Origin of the sequence: Polynucleobacter sp. Adler-ghost, assembly GCF_018688495.1 — a bacterium.
In the GTDB taxonomy this organism is placed as follows: Bacteria; Pseudomonadota; Gammaproteobacteria; order Burkholderiales; family Burkholderiaceae; genus Polynucleobacter.
The window spans coordinates 245,069-261,426 of the sequence record NZ_CP061320.1; the positions used below are offsets into that span (position 1 = coordinate 245,069).

Below are 16,358 nucleotides of genomic sequence, written 5' to 3' on the forward strand. Positions count from 1 at the left end.
AAGGCTTATTTCAGCAAAACGCCTTAATTGAACCTCATTTTGCCAAATCGTCTACAAGGCTTCATCTATCTATAAAATTAGGACCATGGATCTAATTTTGCTAGGTAAAGCAGTAATACTGGGTGTTGTCGAGGGCTTAACGGAGTTTTTGCCAATCTCTAGCACAGGACATCTGATTTTGGCGGGTGATTTGCTCGACTTCAATGACGAGCGGGGAAAGGCCTTCGAGGTCATTATCCAGTTTGGTGCCATTTTGGCGGTGTGCTGGGAGTTTCGAGAAAAGCTCTGGAAGGTAGCCTCTACTATCAAAACAAGCGCAATCTCTCGGCGCTTTGTAATGAACTTAGTCATTGCCTCGATTCCTGCGATGGGTCTTGCCTTTCTGTTTGGTAAGCATATCAAGGCTGTGTTGTTCGCACCCATTCCGGTTGCTAGCGCTTTTATCGTAGGGGCACTCGTAATCTTTTGGGCTGAGAAACGTCAGAGAACAGTCGCCGCGAGTAAAAACTCCATTCAGTCAGTAGATGAGCTCACTCCTTTGGATGCATTGAAGGTGGGCTTAGCGCAGTGCGCTGCTTTAATACCAGGCACCTCCCGCTCCGGGGCAACCATTATTGGTGGGATGTTATTTGGTTTACCACGCGCAGTTGCTACGGAGTTCTCATTCTTCTTGGCTATCCCAGTTATTGTTGGTGCTACTGCCTATGAGTTACTGAAGCTTTGGAAGAGCCCTGTTTATTTGTCTGGGGACTTTACTTGGGCAATTGTGGTCGGCTTTATTTCTGCTTTTGTATCGGCTTTCATTTGCGTACGTTGGCTGATTCAATATGTTGCTGGACACAACTTCATTCCTTTTGCTTGGTATCGAATCATTTTTGGTGTGCTGGTGTTGTTAAGCGCATTCAGCGGTTTAGTTGCTTGGTCACATTGAGGTGGCCCTCATCAATATTAATAAAGATCGACTGGAAAAATAATGGATGTATCAATAGACGCAATTACGAACAATATTCAATTGGCTCTTGCCCCGGTATTTTTGTTGACTGCAGTTGCTACTTTGATTAATGCGATCTCTGCTCGCCTAGCCCGTTCAGTCGATCGTATGAGGGCTATTCAGCACCGCATTCAGGAGGGTAGTATTCAGGATCAAGTCATGTTGAATCACATGATGAAAGAGGCTAACGAAGCAAAAGTGCGGGGCCGTCTTTGTACTGCTGCCATTTTCTTTGACGTATTAAGTGGTGTATTTATTTCACTGACCGTACTAGAGCTGTTCTTCTTTCAAGCGGGCGCGGTTCGATCATTGCAGGCAACTTATGTTATTTGGACATTTGTACTTGGATTAATATCTTTTATGACATCACTTTCTATTGTGCTGGGCGAAGTAGTTTATGCCTATCGTTCGGCTGGATGGAATACCCCTTTCCCAAAATAAAATTATGCAAAATTACAATCGAAATCAAAAAATCCTCATTACTGGTGGCGCCGGATTCCTAGGCTCCCATCTCACCGAGAAACTTCTTAAAGAGGGTAATGAGGTTTTAGTAGTCGATAACTTTTTTACGGGCACTAAGCAGAATTTGGCTCACCTATTAGGAAATTCAAATTTAGAGGTGATGCGTCACGATGTGACTTTCCCTCTCTATGTGGAAACTAATCAAATTTATAATTTAGCTTGCCCCGCTTCGCCGGTCCATTATCAGTACGATCCTGTGCAAACTACCAAAACCAGCGTACATGGTGCTATTAACATGCTGGGACTTGCCAAGCGAACCAGGGCTCGCATTTTGCAAGCTTCTACCAGCGAAGTTTATGGTGACCCTGAAGTGCATCCTCAGCCAGAAGAATATTGGGGAAGAGTCAACCCAATCGGCATACGTTCTTGTTATGACGAGGGTAAGCGCTGTGCTGAAACCTTATTCTTTGACTACCATCGTCAACATCAGCTAGAAATCAAAGTTGTACGAATTTTTAATACCTATGGTCCACGCATGCACCCAAATGATGGTCGTGTTGTGAGCAACTTCATTGTTCAGGCATTACAAGGCAAAGACATCACTATTTATGGTGATGGCCAGCAGACTCGGAGTTTTTGCTATGTTGATGACCTAATCGATGCAATGGTCAAAATGATGAACTCAGAAGAGGGGTTTACTGGCCCAATTAATATCGGTAATCCAGGTGAGTTCACTATGCTGCAATTAGCTGAAACAATTCTCAAGCTCTCAGGAAGTAAGTCAAAAATCATCCATCAACCCTTGCCATTAGATGATCCAAAGCAGCGTCAACCTAATATTGATCTAGCTAGGGATAAGTTAGATTGGCAGCCTAAAGTCAATTTAGAGGATGGTCTCAAGGAGACAATTACATACTTTAAGAAAATGGTTTAATAAGTTGCCCCAAGGAAAATCAGAAAAACATTTTGATCGTATCCGTTCTTTTGTATTGAGGGCGGGCCGGACTACTGCCGGACAGCAACGCGCCATTGATGAATTGGGTCCCCAATTTTTGATTCCGTTTCAGGAATCCGTTCTAGATCTGCAGCAAGCATTTAATGGATCTTCACGTCCCAAGATTTTAGAGATTGGTTTTGGTATGGGTGAGACCACTGCCAAAATTGCTGCTTTGCGCTCCGAAGATGATTTCTTGGCAATTGAAGTGCATACTCCTGGCGTGGGCGCCTTGCTGAAATTGATTGGCGAAAATAATCTCACTAATTTGCGTCTGATTCGTCACGATGCCGTTGAGGTTCTGGAAAAAATGATTGCTCCCAATTCTTTGGATGGCATCCATATTTATTTTGCAGATCCATGGCATAAGAAGCGCCATCACAAACGACGCTTGATTCAAGCAGAGTTTGTAAGATTATTAATTTCTCGTTTAAAGCCCGGAGCTTATTTACACCTCGCGACCGATTGGCATAACTACGCTGAGCAAATGTTGTTAGTCTTAAATGAAAAGTCTGATTTAGTGAATACCTCGACCGAGCAAATGAGTATTAAAACTTTTTCTGCGGCTGATATAGCAAGTGATCTTGAGCTTTCTAAAGAGTCCCTTAAAGAATTTAAGCCTACCCTTGAACAGCTTGATGCTAAGCATCCTGGATATGTTGAGAGGCCTGCATACAGGCCGACCACTAAGTTCGAAAATCGCGGAATTAAGTTAGGCCATGGAGTGTGGGACTTGGTTTACAAAAAGAAGTAAAACCAATCACCAAGAGCGAGACCACAGCTAGCTGCTTAACCAGCCTGAATTTCAGTGCTACGTAATCTTTGAGCTAGTAGGTCGAGTACGCCATTGACGTACTTATGGCCATCAGTGCCACCAAAGGTTTTCGCCAATTCCACGGCCTCATTAATAGCCACTTTGTAGGGAACCGCTAAATCAATAGCCAGTTCGTATGTACCAATGAGTAGGGCTGCATGCTCTACAGGGGATAGTTCATTAATAGGTCGATCGAGAGCTGGGGTAATGATGCCCTCTAGCTCATCGGTGCGCTCAAGGACGCCAGTAAAAATACCCTGAAATAAATCATGTTGGCAACGACGAAAGCCAGGATCTTCAGCTAACTGCTTAGCAATTGCCGCAGCATTCGGAAGACTACCTGCACGGCGCATGACTAGGCTTTGATAAACACCTTGTAAAGCATATTCACGTGCACGACGACGTGGCGTGAGTGAACGTTTAGGAGCGCTGGGCGCACTGGGTGTGCCTGATGCTGCCTGTGGACTAGGTACGTTTTTATTCATCTTGGGAATTACTCTTCTGAAGGATTGATTTCAAAATCAATATCGGGAGTAAGGGCTAAAGCCAAGTTAGCCATTTCAACAACTGCTCTTGCGCAATCAAGACCCTTTACCTGAACACGAACCTGAGCTTGCTCATCTGTTTCGCAGGTGAGGACACCATTGGCGATCGGTAATCCAGACTCAAGGCAAACACGGGTAATGCCAGCACCAGATTCATTCGATACGAGTTCAAAGTGATAAGTCTCGCCACGGATGATGGCGCCTAGTGCAACCAAGCCATCGAACTCGCCTGTTTCAGCAAGCTTTTGCAGTGCAAAGGGGATTTCTAGTGCGCCTGGGACGGTGACCAATTTGATGTCAGATTGCGACACACCCAGTTTGATTAACTCTTCAATGCAAGCGGTAGTGAGTGCAACGCAATACTCTTCATTGAAGCGCGCTTGCACAATACCTACACGCAGATCTTGGCCATTGAGGTCGGTGGCGAGTACGCCTACTGCGGATTTATCGTTACTTGTATTCATATTGTTTGCCGAAATTGCTTATTGATTAGATTTAAATGGTGTGTAGCCTGTTACTTCAAGCTTGTATCCGGAAAGGCTAGGCACTGGAATAGGATTGGCGAGTAAGCGCATTTTGCCAACGCCGATATCTTTGAGGATTTGCGCGCCGATGCCGTAGCTACGGAAATCAGTTTTGCGAGCTAGTGGCTTTACTGCGGATTCAGCATGTGTGCCATTCAATTTATGAAAATGAGCTAACCAGTCTGCATCATTAGGAGCTGCAACGCCAGAAGCATTGAGAAGAACTGCTACGCCAGAAGGGGCTGCAGCCAACTTCTGCAAAGCTTGAGCCAAAGGCCAGGAGTGTGTGCTGACATTCGAGTCTAGGAAATCTAATACTGTGACGGGCTCATGAACACGGACTAAGGTTTCTTCAGTCTCTGTGGGTTTGCCATGAACTAGCGCCAAGTGAATGCAAGAGCTTGGCGTATCGCGATAAATGATTCCCTGAAACTTGCCCCAAGGAGTGGTGAACTCACGTTCACCCTCGCGCACCACAATACTCTCGTGTTGGCTGCGGTATTGAATTAGGTCGGCAATGCTGCCAATCTTTAATTGATGTTCTTTTGCAAACTCGAACAAGTCTGGCAATCGCGCCATGCTGCCATCATCCTTCATGATCTCGCAAATAACGGCAGTAGGAGAGCAACCAGCCATTGCAGCTAAATCGCATCCAGCCTCAGTATGACCAGAGCGAATCAATACGCCACCGGGTTGCGCCATCAATGGAAAGATATGGCCTGGCTGAACTAGATCATTAGGCTTCGCATTTTCGGCAACTGCGGTCTTGATGGTGTGGGCACGATCTGCTGCTGAAATACCAGTAGTAACACCACTTGCTGCCTCAATCGAAACAGTGAAATTAGTGCCCATCGAAGTGCCATTGTCCCGCACCATTAGGGGCAGGTTAATTTGTTGGCAGCGCTCACGCGTTAAAGTCAGGCAAATTAAGCCACGACCATGCTTGGCCATGAAATTCACCGCCTCTGGGGTGACGTGGTCGGCAGCAAGCACTAAATCACCTTCATTCTCGCGATCTTCTTCATCGACCAGAATGACCATCTTGCCGGCTTTGAGCTCGGCAACAATTTCTTCTGTGGAGGCGAGGTTATTTTGCATAGCCCTCTATTTTAAGCTGAGGAGGGGGTTTCGAGCTTCAGCCTAGGTTCCTGCGGTCAATATTGGAGCAATATCCAGTTTTTCTGACAGTGGATACCCATGAAAGGCCTATTTTTTCAGCCTTCATCTCGAGAAAATGGGCCGTGCACTCACGAATTCAAAAATCCTCACCACCCCTTAAATCAAATGTCATGGCTAATGGATTCATCTTATTGGAAGTTCTGGTGGCCATGAGTCTAGTTGCAAGCAGTTGGATGGGCTTGAGTAATAACTACCAGGGGATGATTTTACGTTTAGGTCAATTTCAGGAGAAAAGGGCAGGGCTCAGAAAAGAGATGGATAGGCATGAGCTCGCCATATTGACTGCTGCGCAACTAAATCACTCAAACCAAATTTCACGAAAGTTAGCGGATGAATCTATTGGAATGTCTCGTCGGTCTCGCCCTATCCCTAGTCTTGGTCGCACCACTCATAAAAAATAGCGGTGAGTTCATCGCCAAACAAATCCAGCATGAAAAATCACAGTCTCTTACAGCGGAAGCAGATCGTGCACTGGAATTAATCAGGCGTGCTATTCGGATGGCTGGTTATCAGAATGCTCATTCAGCGATTGCATCTATAGGAAAAAATTCTCCTTCGGGTAGTTACATTCAGATTCAGAAAAATAATGGATATCGAGGTTCCGACTCGCTGATGGTGAAACAAGAGATTTCTCAAGGGGTTGACTATGATTGCATCGGTAATACTTTGTCAAAAGAACGCACTAAAAATAATTTAGCGCAGCAAGGATTTTTAGTGGATCGGCAAGCATCTGCTCCAAAAGGAGTGAAGGTCAATGGTGGCTCTCTAATCTGCCAATCACTTGATCGTCAGGGGCGTATCCAAAACACAACCTTAATGAATGGTATTCACCATCTTTCCTTTGAGCCGCTTCCAGCCAGTGCTGGTAAGGCTTTTAAGGTAAAGCTGGAGATGACTGATGGCGGATCCATTCACCAGAGCTTTGAGCGAATATTTACCACTCGTAATCTACGGTGAATCTACTATGGTTCTTGCTTGGGTCTTATCGCTACTGGCGCTTCTCTCTATGCTGGTCATTCAGTTAGAGCGCTTAGCTGCACTTGAAGTTATGAGCGTCAATACGTATGTAGAAGCTCAGAAGCAATTTATTGCTGCAGAAAAAGCACTTCTTGAATGTGAGCAACATCTTTCTAATATTACTGTCATAGAAAATCCTCCTTGCCATATACAGTCAGTCGGAAAAAATCTTTGGCTACTATCGAGCAAATTAAAACCAAGCTTGGAGATTCTCATATTCTTAGATGAAAAAAACAATATCGTTACACGGTTAAATTGGCGACAGAACTTTGAGTAAGCAAGATCAAGGTTATAGCTTGTTAGAGTTGATGGCTGTTGTGCTAATTATTGCCATCATGGCGATATCGACATTGCCTCTATTGCATGAGCAAATGGCCGCTAGGGAAATCGATATCATTGCTAGACGTTTTATTGCGCATGCTCAATTTGCACGAGCCCAAGCATTTCTATTGGGCGTGCCTGTACACATCACTCCATTGAATGGAGATCTATGGGAAGAGGGTTGGGTAGTTAAAAACGTTTGCGATAAACGTCAGCCAAAATCAACTTGTATTGAGCGGCAGTGGATTTCTCAAGGCGATCTTGGGCGGGTGTATTTCAAGGGTGGGGGTAAGCAGTTTATTGATCCTCACACATCTAAGAGGGGTATTTTATTTAACGCTGCTGGTGCTGCCAAAACAGCCCAAGGCGGGTTTGTAGCGAATCGTCTGATATTGGGTCACGACCGAGAGTCTAGGCTCGAGAGGCATCTTATACTAGGTAGCGGGGGGCGCTGGAGAATTTGCGATCCGACTAAGGACTCCAAAGCCTGCAAGTAAGGTGGGTAAATTTGCTGCTTCTGCCCACAATCGGTTTTAATAGACCCATGTACACCGCAGTCGACCATCAATTTATGAGCCAGGCAATAGTCGAGGCTCAAAATGCCCTTTATCTATCTAACCCCAACCCACGGGTCGGATGCATCATTGTGAAAGACGGTTTAGTGATTGGGCGCGGACACACCCAAAGAGTGGGAGGACCCCATGCAGAAGTTCAGGCATTAGCTGATGTAAAGGCCAATGGTTTGGACGCTGCTGGATCTACGATCTATGTCACCTTAGAGCCCTGCAACCACACTGGTAGAACGCCGCCTTGTGTCGACGCTTTAATTGCGGCCAAACCGTCCTTAGTGATTGCGGCAATGTCCGATCCCAATCCCTTGGTTGGTGGCAAAGGTCTTGAGCGATTAAAGGCTGCTGGTATTGATGTGCGTTGTGGTTTATTGGAATCTGAAGCTCAAGCATTGAATCAGGGATTTATTTCTAGGATGACTCGAGGTTTGCCTTGGGTTCGTATGAAGATCGCTGCCAGCTTAGACGGCAAGACAGCTTTAGCAAATGGCCAAAGCCAATGGATTACTGGTCCCTTAGCTCGGGCGGATGGCCATCATTGGCGTGCTCAAGCTTGCGCCATATTGACTGGGGTAGGTACCGTCAAAGAGGATAACCCATGCCTTGATGTACGGGATGTCAAAACCGAACGCCAGCCCTGGAGAATTATTGTTGATTCAAAACTAGAAACACCGCTGAATGCTAAGGTATTGAGTAAGCACCAAGCATCAGGCGTCATCTTGGTTTGCGCCTCCTTGGATTCTCAGGAGAGTCAAGAAAAGGCAAAAGCATTTGAGGCTATTGGAGTTGAAGTCATTGCGATAGCTAACGCTAATGGCAAGGTGGATTTACCTAAACTCTTTGCGTATTTAGCAAAAGAGCGCCACATGAATGAAATCCATGTCGAGGCTGGATTTAAGCTCAATGGATCCTTGCTGAGAGAAAATTGCGTTGATGAATTGTTGCTCTATTACGCACCCTTCTTTATGGGTGAGGGTATCGGGATGGTTAATATCACCCCGTTGACGGCATTAGATCAACGTCAAGATTGGCAAATCATCGATCAAAGTCTGCTTGGCTCTGATCTTCGTTTGCGCCTGAGCAAGACATAACAAATAAGCAATAACGATTCATACAAATTACAAAACACCTATTTAAGATCCCACTATGTTTACTGGAATTATTACTGCAGTTGGTCAAATCAAAAGTGCTCAAGCTAAAGGCGATGGCCTGCACTTAGTAGTTGAAGTGCCCTCTGGGTATCTCGATGATGTTGCTTTGGGTGACAGTATTGCGATTCAGGGTGCTTGTATGACAGCCACTGAATTGACTGATACTACTTTTGCTTTAGATATCTCGCGTGAGTCTTTGAATAAGACGATTGGCCTAGATAAAGTGGGGCCAGTGAACCTAGAAAAAGCCTTACGATTAAATGATCGCTTAGGCGGTCATTTAGTGAGTGGGCATGTGGATGGTGTGGGCAAGGTATTGCACTTTGCAACTGTCGCTGAGGATGCTTATGGTTCTTGGCTTCTGCAAATTGAAGCCCCGAAGACATTGGCCCCATTCTTGGCATACAAGGGATCAATTGTTGTTAATGGTGTTTCCTTAACAGTCAATAAAACGCAAGATCGTCAAGACGCTTGCTTGGTAGATATTAATATCATTCCCCACACACTCGAGAACACGACCTTGGGCAAGCTAAAGCAGGGCGATGCAGTGAATCTAGAGGTAGATTTGATTGCGCGTTATGTTGCACGCATGATGGAAACGCAAGCTCAGTAAGCTAACTGTGCTTTACTTCTTTTGATATCGCGTTGGATCACTTAAGTTGGCTTGCTTAAAGCCTACTTGTCTTAGGCGGCAAGATTCACATTCGCCACAAGCTTCACCCAAATCATTTGCCTGGTAGCAAGAAACAGTTTGTGAGTAGTCGACATCTAAAGTAGTGCCTAATTGAATGATGTCTGCTTTGCTCATACTAATGATCGGCGCATGAACCCGAAAGCGATTTTCATTATTAAGCGCTTCAACACCGGCTTTAGTGGCTAGGTTTGCCATTGCCTCAAATGAAGCAACATATTCTGGACGGCAGTCTGGATAACCAGAGTAGTCAACTGCGTTGGCACCATAAAAAATATCTAGGCCGCCTAATGACTCAGCCCAGCCTAAAGCAAGTGATAGCAAAATCGTATTGCGAGCAGGAACATAAGTCACGGGGATTTCTAGATCTTTGCCTGGGGTAATTGGGATATCGATGGATGAGTCAGTCAAAGCTGAACCACCAAAGCGAGTAAGGTCTAAATTCACTACCTCGTGACGAATGACGCCCATCTTCTTGGCAAGATGTTTTGCTGCTGCCAACTCAGAAGAGTGACGTTGTCCGTAACTAACTGACAAAACATAGGGCGCGTAACCAAGGTCTTTTGCCAGAGCCAGAATCGTGCTCGAATCTAAGCCGCCAGAAAATAAAATGACGGCAGGTGCGTTTGGCTTGCGTGGAGCAATTTTTTGAAAAGCAGCAGATAACTTAGACATAGAAAAGTATTGAAACCTTAGTTACCGAATTACTTCGTAGCGGCGATGAGTTGCTGCGCGTCTTTTGCTGCCTCAGTATCTGGATACTTGCTGATGATCTCGCTAAAAGTTTTCTTAGCAGCTGCTTTATTGCCACTCTCTAATTGCGCATTGCCCAGAGTCAACATAGCTGATGGAACGCGAGGATGTGTTGGGTAGCGCTTAATGAGGCTTTGTAGCTGAGCAATCGCACCAGGGTAGTCCTTGTTGGCATATTTACTATTGCCACTCCAAAATAGTGCCAGTGGTACGTATGGGCTCTTGGGGTAGCGATTCACAAAAGCTGCGAAGCCCTCGTCTGCCCTCTTGAGATTGCCTGACTGGAAGGCTTTTAAGGCATCGTCGTAAGCTTTTTTCTCGCTAGGTTGAACTGTGCCGCTGACACCCTCAATCGTGGCTGTTCGGGGCTCAAAATTGCCTAAGCGGCTATCCAGATCTTGGTAGTAAGTCTTCTGGCTGGTGCTGATATCATCACCTTGCTTTTCAAGGTTTTCAATTTTGCCGCGAAGCTCTGCATTATCAGCCTTGAGTTTTTCAATCTGATTTTGTAAATCCATTTGCGCGGTCGCAAATGATTTTCGTAAATCTAAGATGGCTTTGCGTGCATCATCATCAGCAAAGAGTGCCCATGCATTGTTCGAGGCACATAAACAAAGAGCCGTAGCACTTAAACAAAACGCTCGTGAGAGCGTTTGTTTAAAAGAGTGTGTAAGAGTGCGCATTAGTTAGTAATGTAAACAATGTCAGCACGGCGATTTTCTGCCCACGCTGCTTCATTATCACCTTCAGCTTTTGGTTTTTCTTTACCAAAGCTCACTGCTTCCATTTGATTTTCAGAAACACCCATCAAATTGAGTGATTTACGTACTGCATCTGAACGACGCTGACCTAAAGCTAAGTTGTACTCTGCAGTGCCACGCTCATCGGTATTGCCTTGAATAATGATCTTCTGCTTTGGATTCGCCTTTAAGAAGCTGGCATGAGCAGACAATTGTTTTTGGTATTTAGTTTGAACAGTGTATTCATTCAAATCAAAGTACACGCTACGCTGAAAGAGTGGGCTGCTTGGATCATTCCATGGCTGTGAGCCAAAGTTTCCGCTACCGCCACCGTTAGCACCGTCAACATCATCTAGTTTGACGCTAGAGCATGCCGCCAAAAAAAGTGCTGTTACGCCAACAAGGCTGAGGGTTGCTGCACGACGTGCAATAGAAATCTTCATGATCTGTCCTTTTTCCTACAAACTGAGTAACTAAATAAGCTAATAGACAATATTATGCCCCTAAGAGCTCAATATTGGCTATTTCGCCAGAAAGATCTGGCTGCCGAACTATGGCCTAGTAAGGCTTAGTCCATAAATGGCCCCCAAGATGGCTGACGTACATCAGACCCTGGAATACTTAATATTTGCTTAGAGTTTCCATCCACTGACACCGCAGCTAAAACCCGCTTACCGCCTACCTTAGTGGAATACAGAACATAACGACCGTTTGCCGCAAAAGATGGGGACTCATCGCTAGTTCCATCGGTGAGCGCTTGGGAATCGCCTGTTGCTAGATTGAGGATATAGAGGCGGAAGGCTCCACCAATGTTGGCGATATAGGCCAGATATTTACCATCCGGTGAAATGCGTGGCGAAGTGACAAAACCCTGCTTGAAGGTAATTCGTTTGGCGCCATCAACCTGTTCACCTTCAGCACTCATGCGGTAAATCTGTGGATTGCCGCCACGATCACTTGTGAAGTAGATGTAACGACCATCAGCAGAATATTGAGGTTCAGTGTCAATGGTGTAACCACGAGTAAGGCGCTGCAAGCCCGTTCCATCAGCATTGATGCTATAGATCTGGGTATTGCCGTCTTTTGAGAGGGAGATCGCTAACTTTTTGCCATCGGGTGACCAGGCTGGCGCACTGTTATTTCCTTTTTGGTTTGAGAGGGCAATGCGGCGGCCAGTAGCGAGCTCGTGAACATAGATGACTGGCTTACGATCTTCAAAGGAAACGTAGGCTACTTTCTTGCCATCTGGCGACCACGATGGGGAGATGATTGGTTCCCCACTATTCATGGCATTACGAATATTTTGACCATCCGCATCGGATATCACTAAACGATAGCGTTTACCTTCTTTAATAACGTAAGAGAGTCGGGTTGAAAAAATACCGCGCTCACCCAATAGCTTGAGGATGATGTCATCGGCAATTTTGTGAGCTGCTGCACGTAAATTATCTGCGCTGGAATTAATATTTAAGCCGCCAAGGCTTTCGGATTTACGAATATCAAAAAGTTTATAGCGAATTTCAAATTGACCTGCGCTAGTCTGCACCACAGAGCCCACAGTCAAAGCATCTGCACCACGAGCTACCCAAGATTTGTAGTTAGGTGTGCCCTCATCACTTTCGCTAGCGTTACCATTTTCGGTATTTTTAAAATAGCCGCTGCGTGCTAAGTCTTGGCGAATGATGTCAGTTACGCTGGTTGGAAGCTTGCTCTCATCCTTAAAGCGCATCACTGCGATGGGATAGAGCGACTGGCCTACACCAGTGATTTCAATATTCATTTGCGCTAGCGCTGAAGAACTTAGGCTGGCCATTGATAGCACCGCTAGGGATGCTGACACTACTGATGAAAAATACTTTTTAGCAACTCGCAACATGCTTTAGTCCTTGGGTTTAAAGGTCAGCTTAACTTCTCTTTGAGGAATTTTTCCATTGTCGTCTCTCGGCAGACTTTCTGCGCGACTCAGTGCGAGGAGAACTGCCCGATCCCATCCTGCGTTACCGCTGGAGGTGACGAGATCTGTACTTAAGATTGCACCATCCGGTGCAAGGTTTACTTTAACAACTGCCGCAGGGTTGCCGCTGATAGATTCTGGATTAAACACGATGAGCGGTTTTACTTTCTTAACTACTTTATCTGTCCAGCCAGGAGGCGCATTGCCGCCACCGCCGACACCGCTACCGCTTGTGCCACCACTACCACCTTCAGCCCCGGCAGCTGCGCGTAAGCGTGCTAGCTGATCTGCGCGAACTTTTTCAGCGGCAGCATTGGCTTTAGTTTCTGCAGGGGCAGCAGCTTTCGGTGCTTCAGGCTTTTTAGGCTTCTCTTTTTCTTTTTCCTTGGGTGGAGGAGGCTTAGTTGGAGTAACTGGCTTCGGTGTTTCTTTCACCACTTCTTTCTTAGGGGGCTCTGGTTCAACCTTCTTTTTCTTAATGGCGATGTCCGCTGCTTCTTCCTTCATCTCAGTTTTGACTTCAGGAACGACAGGCGTTTCGACTTGTTGGCTTGCATCCCAAAGTTCAACTTCAACGCCAGAAGGGGTTGAGTTATTCCAGCTAATGCCGATGACCAAGAAAGCTATTAGGCCTAAGTGTACGGCTAGTGAAAAACTAAAAGCACGTGTAGTGCTTTCGTTTTTAGTAGGTCGCCCTCGTTTAAAGTTTAATGAGCTTGGACGAAAAGTTTGCGCGCTATTCATGTATGCAAGGCAAGGAGTCTTATTGGCTCTTCACGGCAAGGCCGACACGCTTCACGCCATTCTCTTTTAGCTTGGACATCACTTCCATTACCACTTCATACTTAATGGATTTTTCTGCAGCAAGGACAACAGGTTGCTCAGCAGATTTTTCTGCCTGTGATCTTGCAAATGCACCGAGTTCAAATTTATTTAGGGTTTGAACTGGATCACCATCTTTGCGTACGATGACATTTTCATTGGCATCGATTGTTAAAAAGACGGGTGGCAATGATTGCACTTTTGCACCGCCTACAGTTGGTAAATTCACAACGCCAGGATTAACCATTGGCGCTGTCACCATAAAGATGACCAGCAATACCAACATCACATCGATGTAAGGCACCACATTGATGTCGGACATTGCCCGACGTTTCGAGGATTTTCTGAGTGAGCCTGCCATGCTTATCTACCTGAAGCTTGACGTTGCAAGATGTTGGTGAATTCTTCAATGAAGGTTTCAAAACGAATTGCTAAGCGATCCACATCCGTTGCTGCGCGGTTATAGGCAACCACCGCAGGGATAGCAGCAAAGAGGCCAATAGCAGTAGCCACCAGTGCCTCGGCAATACCCGGGGCGACCGCAGACAGAGTGGCATTTTGTACGTTAGCTAGACCGCGGAAGGCATGCATGATGCCCCAAACGGTGCCAAATAGGCCGATATAAGGGGAGACTGAGCCTACGGAGGCTAAGAATGGCAGATTAGCTTCCAGCACGTCCATTTCACGTTGGTAAGTGGCTTTCATGGCGCGACGGGCAGCATCTATCTCTCGACCCTTGGTGAACTCCTGCATGCCTGCTTCGAAGATGTGCTCCAGAACGGCATCGCTACGGGTATTGCGCTGGGCGACCTCTAAAAGGGTGTGGAGGTCGCCGCCAGACCAAAAGTCCCGCTCAAAGCGCTCGGTATCGCGCCTTACCCCTCTCAGAATGGCAGTTTTCTTAAAAATGATGGTCCAAGAGGCTACTGACATGCCCAGTAATAACAACATTACTAACTGGACTAATAGGCTGGCATTCAGGACGAGAGAGAGAAATGAGAGATCTTGAGTAGGTGTCATGGTGGATTTTGTATGATGTAGGTTGATTTTACTAAGTTAATTCACTCAGCAATACAACTTCATCAGGATTATGACCATGTTTGACCGCCAAAATACCTTAGCCAAAACCGACCCGGAGCTATGGGCATCGATTCAGAATGAAAATAAGCGTCAAGAAGATCACATTGAACTGATTGCATCTGAGAACTATGCCTCTCCAGCAGTGATGCAGGCGCAGGGCTCTCAGCTCACCAATAAGTACGCTGAAGGCTACCCAGGCAAGCGTTATTACGGTGGTTGTGAGTTTGTAGACGTGGCTGAGCAGTTGGCGATTGATCGAGTAAAGGCTTTATACGGTGCTGAAGCAGCTAACGTTCAGCCTCATTGCGGCGCATCCGCAAACCAAGCGGTATTTTTGGCTTTCCTGAAACCTGGCGATACCTTCATGGGAATGAGTTTGGCTGAAGGCGGTCACTTGACCCACGGCATGGCCTTGAATATGAGTGGTAAGTGGTTTAACCCTATTTCTTATGGCCTCGATAAAAACGAAGCGATCGATTACGAGCAAATGGAGCGTTTAGCTCGTGAGCACAAACCTAAATTAATTATTGCTGGTGCATCTGCTTACTCTCTTGTAATCGATTGGGAACGCATAGGTAAGTTGGCTAAAGAAGTCGGTGCCATTTTTATGGTGGATATGGCGCATTACTCTGGTTTGATTGCTGCTGGCGTATATCCAAACCCAGTGCCCCATGCTGACATCGTTACCTCCACAACGCACAAGAGTTTGCGTGGCCCTCGCGGCGGTATCATCTTGATGAAAGCTGAGCATGAGAAGGCAATTAACTCTGCAGTGTTTCCAGGTCTTCAGGGTGGTCCATTGATGCATGTGATCGCAGCTAAAGCAACAGCATTTAAAGAAGCGCAAGAGCCTAGCTTTATTGAGTATCAAAAACAAGTGATTGCAAACGCAAAAGCATTGGCTGAGACTTTGATCTCACGCGGTCTGCGAATTGTTTCTGGTGGTACAGATTCTCATGTGATGTTGGTGGATTTGCGTGCTAAGAAGATGACTGGTAAAGAGGCTGAGCGTGTACTAGGCGAGGCGCATATTACTTGCAATAAGAACGGTATTCCGAATGATCCAGAAAAACCAATGGTCACCAGTGGTATTCGTTTGGGTTCACCAGCAATGACTACGCGTGGCTTTAAAGAAGCTGAAGCACGTCAAGTTGGTAATTTTATTGCAGATGTTTTGGATAATCCAAATGATGCTGACAATATCGCCAAGGTTCGTGCGCAAGTTGCTGAGTTGACTAAGCGTTTCCCGGTTTACGGCTAATACAGATAACTAGCCAAACTAAAACATAAAGAAGAACCACATTGCGCTGCCCTTTCTGCCATAACGACGATACTCAGGTGCTAGATACCCGGGTATCGGACGAAGGCGATACCATTCGCCGTCGCCGCCGTTGCGCCAAATGCGATAAACGATTTACGACTTATGAGCGTGTAGAGCTTGTGCTGCCAGCAATTGTGAAGAAGAATGGAAGCCGTGTTGAGTACAGTCACGAGAAGTTGGTCAGCTCAGTCAAGCTGGCATTGCGTAAGCGCCCAGTCTCTTCCGACTCAGTTGATGAATCGATTGCTCGTATTGAAGAAAAGCTTCTTAGCTTAGGCGAAAAAGAAATCCCGAGTGAGCGCGTAGGTGAGTTAGTGATGCGTGAACTCAAGCGTTTGGATAAAGTAGCTTACATCCGCTTTGCTTCTGTCTATAGAAGCTTTGCAGATATTGAATCTTTTGAGAGCGCGCTTAAGGAGCTTAAGTGAAC

21 protein-coding genes are annotated in these 16,358 nt (G+C 46.0%); 11 read left to right on the top strand and 10 right to left on the bottom strand.

The window, feature by feature from the left end:
• The first annotated feature begins 85 nt into the window (after positions 1 to 85).
• From ICV89_RS01315 to trmB, 4 genes are read left to right on the top strand one after another with little or no spacing between them, the layout of a single operon-like run.
• On the top strand, positions 86 to 931 hold the full coding sequence (locus ICV89_RS01315; protein WP_215308995.1) for an undecaprenyl-diphosphate phosphatase: 846 nt from the start codon (positions 86 to 88) through the stop codon (positions 929 to 931).
• 42 nt (positions 932 to 973) lie between these two features.
• Positions 974 to 1,432, top strand: coding sequence for a DUF2721 domain-containing protein (locus ICV89_RS01320; RefSeq protein WP_215308997.1), 459 nt, complete (start codon positions 974 to 976; stop codon positions 1,430 to 1,432).
• A gap of 4 nt (positions 1,433 to 1,436) precedes the next feature.
• A complete protein-coding gene (locus ICV89_RS01325; protein WP_215308998.1) occupies positions 1,437 to 2,387 on the top strand; it encodes a UDP-glucuronic acid decarboxylase family protein in 951 nt (316 codons plus the stop codon).
• A 4-nt stretch (positions 2,388 to 2,391) separates the two neighbouring features.
• Positions 2,392 to 3,201 carry a tRNA (guanosine(46)-N7)-methyltransferase TrmB gene (gene trmB, locus ICV89_RS01330; RefSeq protein WP_251370874.1) on the top strand — a complete coding sequence of 270 codons (810 nt, stop codon included), beginning with the start codon at positions 2,392 to 2,394 and terminating at the stop codon, positions 3,199 to 3,201.
• A gap of 35 nt (positions 3,202 to 3,236) precedes the next feature.
• Here the strand turns inward: trmB and nusB are convergent, their stop codons facing one another.
• The 3 genes from nusB to ribBA are packed head-to-tail and all read right to left on the bottom strand — an operon-like array spanning position 3,237 to position 5,428.
• Positions 3,237 to 3,746, bottom strand: a complete 510-nt coding sequence (nusB, locus tag ICV89_RS01335) for a transcription antitermination factor NusB (protein WP_215309002.1) — start codon at positions 3,744 to 3,746, stop codon at positions 3,237 to 3,239.
• An 8-nt stretch (positions 3,747 to 3,754) separates the two neighbouring features.
• Positions 3,755 to 4,270, bottom strand: coding sequence for a 6,7-dimethyl-8-ribityllumazine synthase (gene ribH / locus ICV89_RS01340; RefSeq protein ID WP_215309003.1), 516 nt, complete (start codon positions 4,268 to 4,270; stop codon positions 3,755 to 3,757).
• A gap of 18 nt (positions 4,271 to 4,288) precedes the next feature.
• Positions 4,289 to 5,428 (bottom strand): bifunctional 3,4-dihydroxy-2-butanone-4-phosphate synthase/GTP cyclohydrolase II, encoded by a 1,140-nt coding sequence (gene ribBA / locus ICV89_RS01345; RefSeq protein ID WP_215309004.1) that lies wholly within the window; start codon positions 5,426 to 5,428, stop codon positions 4,289 to 4,291.
• A gap of 411 nt (positions 5,429 to 5,839) precedes the next feature.
• On the opposite strand from ribBA, the gene ICV89_RS01350 reads away from it, so the two are divergent.
• From ICV89_RS01350 to ICV89_RS01370, 5 genes are read left to right on the top strand one after another with little or no spacing between them, the layout of a single operon-like run.
• The gene (locus ICV89_RS01350; protein ID WP_215309005.1) at positions 5,840 to 6,466 is read left to right on the top strand and encodes a PilW family protein; all 627 of its coding nucleotides are present in this window, start codon (positions 5,840 to 5,842) and stop codon (positions 6,464 to 6,466) included.
• A 7-nt stretch (positions 6,467 to 6,473) separates the two neighbouring features.
• Positions 6,474 to 6,803, top strand: coding sequence for a hypothetical protein (locus ICV89_RS01355; RefSeq protein WP_215309006.1), 330 nt, complete (start codon positions 6,474 to 6,476; stop codon positions 6,801 to 6,803).
• Positions 6,796 to 7,344: a GspH/FimT family pseudopilin gene (locus ICV89_RS01360; RefSeq protein WP_251370876.1), complete on the top strand. Its 549-nt coding sequence runs from the start codon at positions 6,796 to 6,798 to the stop codon at positions 7,342 to 7,344. Before ICV89_RS01355 ends, ICV89_RS01360 begins: the two co-directional genes overlap by 8 nt.
• A gap of 47 nt (positions 7,345 to 7,391) precedes the next feature.
• Positions 7,392 to 8,507 carry a bifunctional diaminohydroxyphosphoribosylaminopyrimidine deaminase/5-amino-6-(5-phosphoribosylamino)uracil reductase RibD gene (gene ribD / locus ICV89_RS01365; protein ID WP_215309008.1) on the top strand — a complete coding sequence of 372 codons (1,116 nt, stop codon included), beginning with the start codon at positions 7,392 to 7,394 and terminating at the stop codon, positions 8,505 to 8,507.
• A 55-nt stretch (positions 8,508 to 8,562) separates the two neighbouring features.
• Positions 8,563 to 9,180 (top strand): riboflavin synthase, encoded by a 618-nt coding sequence (locus tag ICV89_RS01370; protein WP_215309010.1) that lies wholly within the window; start codon positions 8,563 to 8,565, stop codon positions 9,178 to 9,180.
• 12 nt (positions 9,181 to 9,192) lie between these two features.
• Here ICV89_RS01370 and queC read toward each other — a convergent pair whose 3' ends face one another.
• The 7 genes from queC to tolQ all read right to left on the bottom strand — a co-directional run bounded on the left by queC (position 9,193) and on the right by tolQ (position 14,547).
• Positions 9,193 to 9,933 (bottom strand): 7-cyano-7-deazaguanine synthase QueC, encoded by a 741-nt coding sequence (gene queC / locus ICV89_RS01375; RefSeq protein ID WP_215309012.1) that lies wholly within the window; start codon positions 9,931 to 9,933, stop codon positions 9,193 to 9,195.
• 29 nt (positions 9,934 to 9,962) lie between these two features.
• Positions 9,963 to 10,694, bottom strand: coding sequence for a tol-pal system protein YbgF (gene ybgF, locus ICV89_RS01380; RefSeq protein ID WP_215309014.1), 732 nt, complete (start codon positions 10,692 to 10,694; stop codon positions 9,963 to 9,965).
• Positions 10,694 to 11,194 carry a peptidoglycan-associated lipoprotein Pal gene (gene pal, locus ICV89_RS01385; RefSeq protein WP_215309016.1) on the bottom strand — a complete coding sequence of 167 codons (501 nt, stop codon included), beginning with the start codon at positions 11,192 to 11,194 and terminating at the stop codon, positions 10,694 to 10,696. Before pal ends, ybgF begins: the two co-directional genes overlap by 1 nt.
• A gap of 125 nt (positions 11,195 to 11,319) precedes the next feature.
• On the bottom strand, positions 11,320 to 12,627 hold the full coding sequence (gene tolB / locus ICV89_RS01390; RefSeq protein ID WP_215309018.1) for a Tol-Pal system beta propeller repeat protein TolB: 1,308 nt from the start codon (positions 12,625 to 12,627) through the stop codon (positions 11,320 to 11,322).
• Positions 12,628 to 12,630: 3 nt separating this feature from the next.
• Entirely contained in the window at positions 12,631 to 13,449 is an 819-nt protein-coding gene (gene tolA, locus ICV89_RS01395) for a cell envelope integrity protein TolA (RefSeq protein WP_215309019.1), read from the bottom strand.
• A 19-nt stretch (positions 13,450 to 13,468) separates the two neighbouring features.
• Complete coding sequence (locus tag ICV89_RS01400) at positions 13,469 to 13,888, bottom strand: ExbD/TolR family protein (protein ID WP_215309021.1); 420 nt, start codon at positions 13,886 to 13,888, stop codon at positions 13,469 to 13,471.
• Between the two features lie 2 nt (positions 13,889 to 13,890).
• Positions 13,891 to 14,547: a protein TolQ gene (tolQ, locus tag ICV89_RS01405; RefSeq protein ID WP_215309022.1), complete on the bottom strand. Its 657-nt coding sequence runs from the start codon at positions 14,545 to 14,547 to the stop codon at positions 13,891 to 13,893.
• 76 nt (positions 14,548 to 14,623) lie between these two features.
• Here tolQ and glyA point away from each other — a divergent pair, with 76 nt between their 5' ends.
• Together glyA and nrdR are read left to right on the top strand one after the other, a co-directional pair.
• Positions 14,624 to 15,868 carry a serine hydroxymethyltransferase gene (gene glyA / locus ICV89_RS01410; RefSeq protein ID WP_215309024.1) on the top strand — a complete coding sequence of 415 codons (1,245 nt, stop codon included), beginning with the start codon at positions 14,624 to 14,626 and terminating at the stop codon, positions 15,866 to 15,868.
• A gap of 41 nt (positions 15,869 to 15,909) precedes the next feature.
• Positions 15,910 to 16,356 carry a transcriptional regulator NrdR gene (gene nrdR, locus ICV89_RS01415; RefSeq protein ID WP_046329561.1) on the top strand — a complete coding sequence of 149 codons (447 nt, stop codon included), beginning with the start codon at positions 15,910 to 15,912 and terminating at the stop codon, positions 16,354 to 16,356.
• The last annotated feature ends 2 nt before the right edge of the window (positions 16,357 to 16,358 follow it).

Bases quoted from the DNA above. Each gene is read 5' to 3' on its own strand.
- ribH (WP_215309003.1), bottom strand. From the start codon at position 4,270: ATGAATACAAGTAACGATAAATCCGCAGTAGGCGTACTCGCCACCGAC.
- glyA (WP_215309024.1), top strand. From the start codon at position 14,624: ATGTTTGACCGCCAAAATACCTTAGCCAAAACCGACCCGGAGCTATGG.
- pal (WP_215309016.1), bottom strand. From the start codon at position 11,194: ATGAAGATTTCTATTGCACGTCGTGCAGCAACCCTCAGCCTTGTTGGC.
- tolQ (WP_215309022.1), bottom strand. From the start codon at position 14,547: ATGACACCTACTCAAGATCTCTCATTTCTCTCTCTCGTCCTGAATGCC.
- queC (WP_215309012.1), bottom strand. From the start codon at position 9,933: ATGTCTAAGTTATCTGCTGCTTTTCAAAAAATTGCTCCACGCAAGCCA.
- tolA (WP_215309019.1), bottom strand. From the start codon at position 13,449: ATGAATAGCGCGCAAACTTTTCGTCCAAGCTCATTAAACTTTAAACGA.
- ICV89_RS01350 (WP_215309005.1), top strand. From the start codon at position 5,840: ATGAATCTATTGGAATGTCTCGTCGGTCTCGCCCTATCCCTAGTCTTG.
- ICV89_RS01325 (WP_215308998.1), top strand. From the start codon at position 1,437: ATGCAAAATTACAATCGAAATCAAAAAATCCTCATTACTGGTGGCGCC.
- ribD (WP_215309008.1), top strand. From the start codon at position 7,392: ATGTACACCGCAGTCGACCATCAATTTATGAGCCAGGCAATAGTCGAG.
- ICV89_RS01400 (WP_215309021.1), bottom strand. From the start codon at position 13,888: ATGGCAGGCTCACTCAGAAAATCCTCGAAACGTCGGGCAATGTCCGAC.
- ICV89_RS01355 (WP_215309006.1), top strand. From the start codon at position 6,474: ATGGTTCTTGCTTGGGTCTTATCGCTACTGGCGCTTCTCTCTATGCTG.
- ribBA (WP_215309004.1), bottom strand. From the start codon at position 5,428: ATGCAAAATAACCTCGCCTCCACAGAAGAAATTGTTGCCGAGCTCAAA.
- nusB (WP_215309002.1), bottom strand. From the start codon at position 3,746: ATGAATAAAAACGTACCTAGTCCACAGGCAGCATCAGGCACACCCAGT.
- ybgF (WP_215309014.1), bottom strand. From the start codon at position 10,694: ATGCGCACTCTTACACACTCTTTTAAACAAACGCTCTCACGAGCGTTT.
- ICV89_RS01315 (WP_215308995.1), top strand. From the start codon at position 86: ATGGATCTAATTTTGCTAGGTAAAGCAGTAATACTGGGTGTTGTCGAG.
- ICV89_RS01320 (WP_215308997.1), top strand. From the start codon at position 974: ATGGATGTATCAATAGACGCAATTACGAACAATATTCAATTGGCTCTT.
- ICV89_RS01370 (WP_215309010.1), top strand. From the start codon at position 8,563: ATGTTTACTGGAATTATTACTGCAGTTGGTCAAATCAAAAGTGCTCAA.
- tolB (WP_215309018.1), bottom strand. From the start codon at position 12,627: ATGTTGCGAGTTGCTAAAAAGTATTTTTCATCAGTAGTGTCAGCATCC.